The following is a 10,010-nucleotide window of genomic DNA, read 5'->3' on the forward strand; positions in this document are numbered from 1 at the left end:
GACCGGCGCGCGGCGGCGTTGCACCAAAAAGGGGCATCGATGGCACTTGAAACGGCATCGATGCCGCTTTTTTCGCCATCGATGCCACTTTGACCGGCAACGTTGCCCCTTTTTGGGGCATCACTGCCGCTTTTTTCGGCACGCTTGCCCCTTTTTGGGGCATCGATGCCACTTTTTCCGGCAACGTTGCCCCTTTTTGGGGCAACGATGGCACTTGAAGTGGCAACGATGCCGCTTTTTTCGGCATCGATGAGACTTCTGTCTCAAAAGCAGGCGTTTCCGGGCTGCCCGTAGCCGCCCACAGCGGCGCGAACGGCTCCGGTTCCCCGTGCCGGACCCCACAACCGCTTGGAGCAGGCCCCAAAAGATCGCCCCGAAGGGCGGCGGGTTACTGCAAACGGCGCAGGCCGGCGCCACGTTGGCCTGGAAAACCGGCTGCCGGACCGGGCAAAACGACCCGGCCGGCTCAATCAGGCCACATACCGGCAGCGGCGTTACACCGGAGCATCGGGGGTCTAATCGATATGGCGACTTTCCTGCGGCATAACACCGGCCGCAGGCACCGGCCGGCCGTCCGGGGAAATAACGCAACCCCTTGAGCCGGCGCCGGATTTCCCCGGTTCACATCGTCGCAACCTGCGGCCATACTCCGCGCTACACCCCACTTTCGGGGTCTACTTAGAGTTAGGCGGCACAGCAAGCATCCATGAGCCTTAAAGACCATTCCTATCTCTTAATCCTCTTTGTGCCTTGTGCACTAGGTGCTGGTGGCTGGTACTTCACGGGCGAATGGTGGCCATTGATTCTTACTGTTCCAACGCTGCTCTTTGCGCTAGTCAGCGTAGATTTTTGGCTCGCAATGCGCTCAAAGTTTTACGCCAAGTGGACACGGAGCATAGGAAGCTTCATCGGCGAGGTTGCACCTGTTGTCGGCGGCTGCCTATTCTTGCTTGTCCTTGCTGGAGGCATGCTCAAGTCGTGCACTTCAAGCTCAGATCACTGTGGCGCGCAAGAGGCTAAGTATTTTGGGTGCGACTGAGTTGCACCAGCCCGAGTATCAAAGGTTGGTGCCTAACAATTCATTCAAGCCGATACCGCTTCGCGGCACGGCTTAATTCTGGCGTTAGGCCTTGCGAGCAAAGGGGATCGCAACGTGAAGAATCTAATCGTCCTAGCTATCCTCGCCGCCCTCGGTTGGTATGGGTACGGCAAGTACAAGGCCATAAGCACCGCAGAAGCAGCCATTGCTACGTCGCCCCCTGCGGCCGCTGTAGCACCGTCAAATGCTGCCCCAGTCGCAGCGAGGTTCAGTTGTGACGGAAGGACCCACTGCTCCCAGATGCGTTCTTGTGCCGAGGCCACTTACTTCGTACAGCATTGCCCCAACACCAAAATGGACGGCGACAATGACGGTGTGCCTTGCGAGAAGCAGTGGTGTCAGTAAGCGGCGCAAGGCCTAACAATTCATTCAAGCCGACGCCGCTTCGCGGCGCGGCTTAATTCCGGTGTTAGGCCGCGAGAGAAAGATGTTCTTAGACCTACCAACGGCCCTTACCAAAAACCTTGCCGATGCAGAGGCCGAGGTTATGTCTTGGTCCGCAGAGGCCCAGGAGCTAGTGCTCCGTATTCGCAAAGAGATCGGCTCGGAACATGGCTTACTTCGTTTCTACGGTGTCAGCCGCGTCGACCTCGCACCGCGGCTGACACTTGCAGGCCTCACGGTCAGCAATTCCACCGCCGGCGGGCTCGTGGCTGAGCCCGGAGAGACGGTATTTCACATCCATGAGGCGTGGGGCGCAAACTATTACGTGGTCGCGGACTCGCTCGCCTATGCAGTCGCGGCCTAACAATTCATTCAAGCCGACGCCGCTACGCGGCGCGGCTTAATTCCAGAGTTAGGCGACACGTGGAGATCCAATGAAGCCCATCTTGCTCGCGTTAGCATTCATCTGCGTCGCCAGTTTCAAGTTCTTCGCTGTCATGTCGGAGAGCGAGTTCGTTCCAGGGGCAATCATGTTCACCGCAATGTTTGGAGCACCACAGCTGATCTGGCTATGGTTCCTGCGCACACGCCCACTGAGCGATGGCCAGATCAGATCCGCAGCCTTTACGCTCACTGCCTTCCTCTTTACTTCCGTCCTGTTTGGGTCTTTTCCTGGCGTTTCGCGGCCATCCTGGGGTGGCGAGGGTCACTTTGAGGTTCCGGCTGCACTCCTCGTCGAGGGTTTCATCAGCGTTCTCGGAATTCTTTTATTCGTTGCGGGCGGGAAGCGGAAGAATGAGAGTGTCGCCTAACAATTCATTCAAGCCGATGCCGCTTCGCGGCACGGCTTAATTCTGGTGTTAGACAATGGCCGATAGACACTCAAGCTGCGCCACATGCGGAGAGCATATTGGCTTTTTAGGATTCATCTTAGCCTCAATTGGGAGCTTAAAAAGCTGGAGCGTACATTGCCCAAACTGCAAAGCTCGCAATCATATCCATCTATTAGCCTTTGCCATAATCTCCCCAATCGCAGCCCTGACCGCCACCGTCGCCGGCATAATGATCACCAATGGAGGAGACCCTGTATGGCTATCCATTGGCATTTCCGTATTTATTACACACCCTCTCATCCTTAGCACTCTTATATACTCATGGCTGCACATTGGATCGTTCCGCTCAACCATTGTCTAACAATTCATTCAAGCCGACGTTGCTATCGCAACTCGGCTTAATTCAGGCGTTAGGCCTCAGGAACCGGCAATGAAGGCCCTTCTTTTTCTCGGCTCCCGCCGTGTGTCATCCCCGCCTCAGCCCCCTCGACTCGGCGAACGCGTCGCTGCCTTCTTGGCGATGCATCTACGCGAGCGTTTTGAAACACAAGTGTGGATCCGCTCGCCTACCCGGTATCGGAAGTGTTCAAGCCTGCCTTCGCTTACAACCGGGGAGCCAAGCCCCAACCGTTAGCCCGCCTCGAGGACCTTATTCGGGAGTCGGATGCCTACGTCATGCTGAGCCCCGAGTACAACCACTCAATGAGCCCGGCGCTTGCAGACCTGCTCAATCACTTCCCAAGCTCGGCGTTTTCATTCAAGCCAAGCCTCATCGCCACTTACTCCAGCGGCCAGTGGGGCGGCACCCGCGCGGCGGTGAACATGCGCTCCTTCCTAGCGGAACTGGGCTGTCTGCCCGTATCGGCCATGGTGCACTTCCCCAGCGCAGACCAGGTTTTCGCCCAGAACGGCGAGCTGTTGGAAGGGCAGGATCCCGCCAGATGGGAGCGGTATGCCGGCCGGGGGGTTGAACAGCTCTATTGGTGGGCGGCTGCCGCGTCTCATCAGCGGCAGGCGATTGATCCATTTGGCTGTCGCCGGCCTTCTCGCGCACCCCCGCGGAGCGGAATGCGCCAGAGGCCTAACAATTCGTCCAAGCCGACGCCGCTTCTCGGCGCGGCTTAACTCAGATGTTAGTCGTCAATAAAAATGGCCGCAATTTGTGCAAAATGCAAAAAGCCTCTCTCAGTTACCGTCTGGGATCTTCTGCCTTACGGCATTTTCGACCAGGTTGAGATAAGGTGCTTAATCTGTGGAATTAAAAATCGCCTTCCGCGGCCACTCACAGTCATTGCCGTGCCAATCGCTGCACTTACTGCACTGACACTATCTGTTGCAACCATTCCAAACAATGCATCCACATCTCTTCGGTCAATTGTAATTTTTATTGCAGCCTTAAGCATCGCGTACGCCCTAATAGTAAACGTCATTCTCCGGCTTTATATATTACTCACTAATCGCCCGTTCATCGTGCCACCGCGTGACGGCTAACAATTAATTCAAACCGACGTTGCTGCCGCAACGCCAGTAACGGGGTCGGGTTGAGTTCTGTGGGATGTAAAAGTGAACCCGATCCCGTTCTTGCTCCTCTGTTGTTGTACCGATATCCCGTTCGCCAGTTCATCAGACATCAGGTGCCATTTGACATGACAGCGACAAACGCATCTTCTGGGCCCGGTTTTGCAGTTCTGTACCGCTGGCGGCTTCACTCCGGTTCGGAAAGTGCTTTCATCGAAGCGTGGTCCAAGGTGTCCGGGTTACTGCGCTCGGAGCGCGGTTCGCTTGGTTCCCGGTTGCATCGGGGGGCCGATGGCCTCTGGTACAGCTACGCCCAGTGGCCCAGCGCGGAAGCGCGTGATGTGGCGTTCGCATTGGGGTCCGTTGATCCCGTGGCCAGTGCGCAGATGGCAAAGGCTGTTTCGGAGCGTTTTCCGGAGATCGTTCTCGACCCGGTCGCCGACTTCATGCTGCCAATGGGCGCGGATGGTTCCTGAGGATGGGTTCCACTCGATGTCGCGTCACCACCCCGGTTTGATTCCCCCATAACCGTTCTATGGAAACCTTCAAGTAGCGGGGGCAGGTTGAGTTCCATGGCATGTAAAAGGGAACCTGGCCCGCTCGTTTAGAGGTAGGGGATTTGGGATAGATGATGCTTCCAACTTTGGTTCTAGCCGGTATCAACCGTGGTCGGCACCGCATCCGGCAGTGATGAGTGCGCGTGAACGGTCTTCAATACCGTCTTACCAGGTACTGTGTTCACAGGCACTCTCCGGCGTTCATCGAAGAACGCCTGACAATTCGTCCAAGCCGACGCCGCGTCGCGGTACGGCTTAATCCAGGTGTTAGCTGTCCGAGCACGTTCATCCGCGACTTGGGAGTAGATATGAATGCACCACCGAAGTGGTTGAAGCCTGTAGCGGTGCTTGCCTTGCTTTGGAATCTTCTCGGCCTGGCTGCCTTCGGCCTGGACCTGAGTCTGTCCGCTGCTGATATCGCAAAGCTGCCAGCGGCGCAGCAAGAACTCTATGCCTCTCGCCCGCTCTGGGCCGTAGCAGCCACGGCACTGGCTGTAATCGCCGGGACTTTAGGCTCGGTTGGGCTGCTGCTTCGTAAGCACTGGGCGTTTCCTGTATTTGTTGCCTCGCTGCTTGGGATCCTGCTGCAGGATCTCAACTTGTTCGTCCTTACGGACGGCGCGCGGCTGGGCGGCCCGGCGGTGATGGCAATGCAGGGCGTAGTGCTGGCGGTTGGAATCGCCTTGGTCCTGTTGAGTCAGAAAGGCGCCAAAGCCAGCTGGCTGGCATAGTCGCGGTCAGCTGAAAATTCATCCCAGCCGACGCCGTTTTGCGGCGTGGTTTAACGCAGGTGTCAGGCCTCATGTTCAAGAGAATCGCGCTCATTGCCATTGTGTTGCTACTGGCCCTGGCCTAAGGCTACTTCATCTATGCCGTACAACACGGCGCTGCTGATGCATTCACGGGAGCCTGGAGCAGCTTCAACGTCACTCAATCAGGCTATTCGCAGTTCGTATTTCGCACTATCAAATGGTGGTGGGCCTTGCCTGGACTCTGCCTGCTTGTTGTCGGCCTTGCCACATGGAGGCCTACCGCTCGTCATGTCGGCTTTGCATTGGCTTTCAGCTTCATCGGTACTGTTGCTTTGTACTGGTCTGCATACGCACCCTCGCTGTTCATCCGCGTATAAGGCCTAACCGTTCATTCAAGCCGACGCCGCTGCGTAATGCGGATTAACTCCGGCGCCAGCCGGATTTGGAGGATTCGTGCAAAAGGATGACTACTGGTTTCCCGCAAAAAAATACGGCTGGGGTTGGGGGTTCCCCGTCAAATGGCAAGGTTGGCTGGTTCTTTGTGCCGCAGTTGCACTTCTCGTTGCAGCTTTTTTCTTGTTTCCTCCGGCCAGCAATATCGTTGGCTTCATGTGCATGACATGGACTGTCCTTCTCGTGCTTGTTTTCATCTGCTGGCTTAAGGGCGAGAAGCCACGATGGCGCTGGGGCTAGTACAGGCCAGCTGACAGTTCATTCCATTAATTCAATGCGATGCCCTGAACGGTGCGGCTTGACTCAGGCGTCAGGTGGCAGGAGAGCCATGAAAATTTTGACTTCAGCAATGCTTGTTGGCGGCGTGGCTGGTGGACTGGGGGTCTTGCTGCTGGGCCTGCTCATGCCGCGCAAGTCATGCCCCAAATGCGATGCGGTGCTGCCGCGCTTTCGCAAACCCGCGAATGGTCGCGAGGCAATGCTTGGAGGTTGGTCCTGCGCGTCTTGCAATGCAAAGATTGGCCGCAATGGCAAGTTGATTCAGGACTAGCGAAACGTCCGGCGTGCCGGAGAATGTGTTCAAGCCGAAACTTCATCGCCACGTCAACACCATGGCAGAACGAGCTGGCCATGTTGCCGGCCACGCGCTGCCCGCCGGCGTGACGTGGGTGTTAGGGTTGACGGGCAGCAATCCCACAACCTGGAGGTGCACGATGAAAACTGTAGCCGTATTCCTGTTTCTGACCAGCGTTTCGCTGGGGGCATCGGCTGGCATACCAGAGCGCGTTCAGTTCACTGGCACTCTGCAGTTTGATGATTCTGCGCCGGTTACCCTTGATTTGCAGTTGCCATCCAGACAGGCCGCCAGGCTTCGCCTTTCCGATGGTTTCACACTTGAGCTTGCGACGCCGGGCAACGCTGTCAGCGTTGATAATGCACTGATCAGACTCATCGCCCCCTCAGGCGAGATCATGCATACCGCGGCGATTCCGGACTCCGGCCTTGCCAGCACTTCATTTGCTTATAGGGTTTGCGCGGGAGAGGTTACATACCTCAGTCCGGCACCGGCAGTCGTGCCAGCATGCGGGAAGTGAGCCCTGGCAGTTCATTCGAGCCGACGCCATTTCGCGGGTCGGCTTGACTCCGCCACTGTCCTGCAGAGTCTGCGGCTCCGGCCTTCGCAAAACTTCATTCCGCAGTTATCACGTTAGCGGGCATCGAGGATGGCTGGAAATTTGCGTGTGAATGCCATCTGCGCGACCTTGCCCGGCGTTCCTCGCATGCGTGGAACGTTGCCGTTGGTGGCCCTAGCCAGGCGCCAGCCATCTTCACGAACGGGGCCGCGATGTGGCGCCGTTTACCGATAGCCACGTGTGCGTGCGGCTCACCACTGACGCGTAGGCTTGGGCCAACTTCCGTGCCCTCGGCGCGCTCTCGATACTGCCTTCCTTGGCTGCCGCCCCCGGATGCGTGGCCGGTGTGCCGATGGCCGGCACCGACCGGGATCGCGGGGGGATGTGGTGGCTGGCGCACACGGTGTGCGGAAAACAGAAGGCCCGGCAGTGCCGGGCCTTCTGTATGTCACTGCGGCGACGGCCATCGCGGCGCGGTGACCGGGTGTCAGACTTCTTCCAGTGCGCCGGCCTGGATGATCCGGGTGAATTCGTGGAACACGTCCGGGTCGATCAGCCGGCCCTGTTCCTCGGTGAGGATGCCCATGGCGCGCGAATGCGGCATGGGGCCGCGATAGGGACGGGCCGAGGTCATCGCATCGTAGCCGTCGGCGATGGTGAGGATGCGCGCTTCCAGCGGGATATCGCCGCCTTTCAGGCCGTCCGGGTAGCCACTGCCATCGAAGGCCTCGTGGTGGTGGCGGATCAGGCGGGCTACGTGGTCCGCATCCTCGCGCCCGGTGGCGCGGAACAGGCGCGCGCCGCGTTCAGGATGGGTGCGCATCGCCCGGCATTTTTCCTCGTCCAGACGGCCCGGATGCAGCAGCACGTCATCGCGGATGCCAATTTTGCCGACATCGTGGAAACGAGCGGCCAGCACCAGGTGGCCTAGGCGGTCCTCGGACAGGTCACAGCGCTTGCCCAGCGCCAAGGCCAGCTGCGAAACCCGGTCACAATGGATATCGGTGTAGCTGTCGCGCTGATCCAGCGCGGCGGCCAGCACCTCGATGGCGCATGAGTTGTCTTCCGGAGGGATGGAAAGTCCCACGGGTGAGGAAATAGATGGCATCAGTACGGAGCCGGGGGGGGACGGCCGCGTGCGTAAGAGTGGGGGCGCCTATTGTCGGTACGCCCGCCTTTTCACGCAATCTTCATCGGTTGTCTTAATCAGGGCTTTCACGGCCGCAGAGTGGTCAGCAGGGCGCGTGCGGCGTTGAAACGGTCGGCACTTTCCGGCAGCGGATGCCTGATGCGCAATCTGTCCGGGCCCTCCATCTGGTACAGCTTGGGCTGCTTCTGGATCAGCTGGATCACCGCCATCGGATCGATCTCGGGCTTGGCTTCGAACACGATACGGCCACCGTTCTGGCCCAGTTCCAGCTTGCGGATGCCCAGTGCGTTGGCCTGCAGCTTGAGTTCGGCAATGGCGAACAGGTGTTTGACCGGGTCCGGCAGCAGCCCGAAGCGGTCGATCATCTCCACCTGCAGCTCGCGCAGCGCCGCGCTGTCGCGGGCGCTGGAAATGCGCTTGTACAGGGTCAGGCGGGTATGCACGTCGGCAGGTAGTCTTCCGGGATCAGCGCCGGCACATGCAGCTCCACCTCGGCGCCGCGGACTTCTTCGCCGGCATCCAGGTCGGGCAGCTTGCCGGCCTTGATCGACCGTACCGCGCGCTCCAGCAGCTCGGTATAGAGGCTGAAACCGACCTCGGCCATCTGCCCGCTCTGGTCCTCGCCGAGCAGCTCGCCGGCGCCGCGGATTTCAAGATCGTGCGTGGCCAGGGTGAAACCGGCGCCCAGTTCATCCATCGAGGCGATCGCTTCCAGCCGCTTGTGCGCATCGGCGCTGATCGCCCGCTTGTCCGGCGGCACTACCAGGTAGGCGTAGGCGCGATGGTGCGAGCGGCCGACACGGCCGCGCAACTGGTGCAGCTGGGCCAGGCCGAACTTGTCGGCACGGTTGATGATGATGGTGTTGGCATTGGGAATATCGATGCCCGATTCGATGATGGTGCTGGCCAGCAGCACGTTGAAGCGCTGCTTCTGGAAATCCAGCATCACCTTTTCCAGCTCGCGCTCGGGCATCTGGCCGTGGGCGACGCCGATGCGCGCCTCTGGCACCAGCTCGGACAGCTCGCGCTGCATCCGGCCCATGCTTTCCACATCGTTGTGCAGGAAGTACAGCTGGCCGCCGCGCGCGAGCTCGCGCTGGAACGCCTCGCGCAGCTGCGCGTTGTCCCAGGCGGTGATGAAGGTCTTGACCGCCAGCCGGTTCGGCGGCGGGGTGGCGATGATCGACAGGTCGCGCAGCCCGGCCATGGCCATGTTGAGCGTGCGCGGAATCGGCGTGGCGGTGAGCGTGAGCAGGTGCACGTTGGCGCGCATGGCCTTCAGCGCTTCCTTCTGGCGCACGCCAAAGCGCTGCTCTTCATCGACGATGACCAGCCCCAGATCCTTGAACTTCACATCCGGCTGCAGCAGCCGGTGGGTGCCGATGATCACATCGATGGTGCCCTCGGCGACCTTGTCCAGCTCGGCCTTGATCTCCTTGGTGCTCTTGAAGCGCGAGAGCACTTCCACACGCAGTGGGTAATCGGCAAAGCGGTCGCGGAAGTTGCGGTAGTGCTGTTCGGCCAGCAGCGTGGTCGGCACCAGCACCGCCACCTGCTTGCCGCCACTGGCCGCGGCGAAGGCCGCGCGCAAGGCAACTTCGGTCTTGCCGAAGCCGACATCGCCACAGACCACGCGGTCCATCGGCTGGGCCGATTGCAGGTCGCGCAGGGTCGCATCGATCGCGGCCTGCTGGTCGGCGGTTTCCTCGAACGGGAAGCCGGCGGCGAACGGTTCGTACATCGCGCGGTCGATATCCAGCGCCAGCCCGGCGCGCGCCTGGCGGCGGGCCTGGATTTCCAGCAGCTCGGCAGCGACGTCGCGCACCTTCTCGGCGGCCTTGCGCTTGGCCTTGGCCCACTGCTCGCCCCCGAGCGAATGCAGTGGCGCGGTTTCCGGCGAGGCGCCGGAGTAGCGGCTGATCAGGTGCAGCTGCGCGACCGGCACGTACAGGCGGTCGCCCTTGGCGTACTCGATGTCGAGGAATTCGCCGGGCATGCCGCCGACATCCATCGCGATCAGGCCGCGGTAGCGGCCCACGCCGTGGTCCTCGTGGACGATGGGAGCGCCTTCGCTGAGCTCGCCCAGGTCGCGGATGATCGCCTCGGGCTCGCGTCCGGCGCGGCGGGTGCG

At 60.1% G+C, this 10,010-nt stretch carries 11 protein-coding genes and 1 pseudogene; 9 read left to right on the plus strand and 3 right to left on the minus strand.

The features are described 5' to 3' along the window. A partial coding sequence (locus JCM9942_RS18870) for a ribosomal eL19 family protein (RefSeq protein ID WP_218185462.1) occupies positions 1 to 247 on the minus strand: 247 nt, incomplete at its 3' end. Between the two features lie 459 nt (positions 248 to 706). Here JCM9942_RS18870 and JCM9942_RS18875 point away from each other — a divergent pair. The 9 genes from JCM9942_RS18875 (at position 707) to JCM9942_RS18885 (ending at position 6,690) form a co-directional block, all read left to right on the plus strand. Further along, the gene (locus tag JCM9942_RS18875) at positions 707 to 1,039 is read left to right on the plus strand and encodes a hypothetical protein (protein WP_145974341.1); all 333 of its coding nucleotides are present in this window, start codon (positions 707 to 709) and stop codon (positions 1,037 to 1,039) included. Between the two features lie 114 nt (positions 1,040 to 1,153). After that, the gene (locus JCM9942_RS18145; protein WP_083468437.1) at positions 1,154 to 1,444 is read left to right on the plus strand and encodes an excalibur calcium-binding domain-containing protein; all 291 of its coding nucleotides are present in this window, start codon (positions 1,154 to 1,156) and stop codon (positions 1,442 to 1,444) included. 172 nt (positions 1,445 to 1,616) lie between these two features. Continuing rightward, positions 1,617 to 1,847 (plus strand): hypothetical protein, encoded by a 231-nt coding sequence (locus JCM9942_RS06020; protein ID WP_145974342.1) that lies wholly within the window; start codon positions 1,617 to 1,619, stop codon positions 1,845 to 1,847. Between the two features lie 70 nt (positions 1,848 to 1,917). Continuing rightward, positions 1,918 to 2,295, plus strand: a complete 378-nt coding sequence (locus tag JCM9942_RS06025; RefSeq protein WP_054658407.1) for a hypothetical protein — start codon at positions 1,918 to 1,920, stop codon at positions 2,293 to 2,295. 573 nt (positions 2,296 to 2,868) lie between these two features. Further along, positions 2,869 to 3,441, plus strand: a complete 573-nt coding sequence (locus JCM9942_RS06030; protein WP_218185463.1) for an NADPH-dependent FMN reductase — start codon at positions 2,869 to 2,871, stop codon at positions 3,439 to 3,441. Between the two features lie 521 nt (positions 3,442 to 3,962). Further along, positions 3,963 to 4,310 (plus strand): antibiotic biosynthesis monooxygenase family protein, encoded by a 348-nt coding sequence (locus JCM9942_RS06035; protein ID WP_054658409.1) that lies wholly within the window; start codon positions 3,963 to 3,965, stop codon positions 4,308 to 4,310. 389 nt (positions 4,311 to 4,699) lie between these two features. Beyond that, on the plus strand, positions 4,700 to 5,122 hold the full coding sequence (locus JCM9942_RS06040; protein ID WP_054658411.1) for a hypothetical protein: 423 nt from the start codon (positions 4,700 to 4,702) through the stop codon (positions 5,120 to 5,122). 802 nt (positions 5,123 to 5,924) lie between these two features. Next, on the plus strand, positions 5,925 to 6,146 hold the full coding sequence (locus JCM9942_RS18880) for a hypothetical protein (protein ID WP_145974343.1): 222 nt from the start codon (positions 5,925 to 5,927) through the stop codon (positions 6,144 to 6,146). A gap of 163 nt (positions 6,147 to 6,309) precedes the next feature. Beyond that, positions 6,310 to 6,690: a hypothetical protein gene (locus JCM9942_RS18885; protein ID WP_145974344.1), complete on the plus strand. Its 381-nt coding sequence runs from the start codon at positions 6,310 to 6,312 to the stop codon at positions 6,688 to 6,690. A gap of 526 nt (positions 6,691 to 7,216) precedes the next feature. On the opposite strand, the gene JCM9942_RS06045 is transcribed toward JCM9942_RS18885, so the two are convergent. Continuing rightward, on the minus strand, positions 7,217 to 7,837 hold the full coding sequence (locus JCM9942_RS06045; protein WP_054658413.1) for an HD-GYP domain-containing protein: 621 nt from the start codon (positions 7,835 to 7,837) through the stop codon (positions 7,217 to 7,219). Between the two features lie 107 nt (positions 7,838 to 7,944). Next, positions 7,945 to 10,010, minus strand: a pseudogene (gene mfd, locus JCM9942_RS06050) (transcription-repair coupling factor); the annotation flags it as partial.

Origin of the sequence: Stenotrophomonas pictorum JCM 9942, from assembly GCF_001310775.1 — a bacterium.
In the GTDB taxonomy this organism is placed as follows: domain Bacteria; phylum Pseudomonadota; class Gammaproteobacteria; order Xanthomonadales; family Xanthomonadaceae; genus Stenotrophomonas; species Stenotrophomonas pictorum.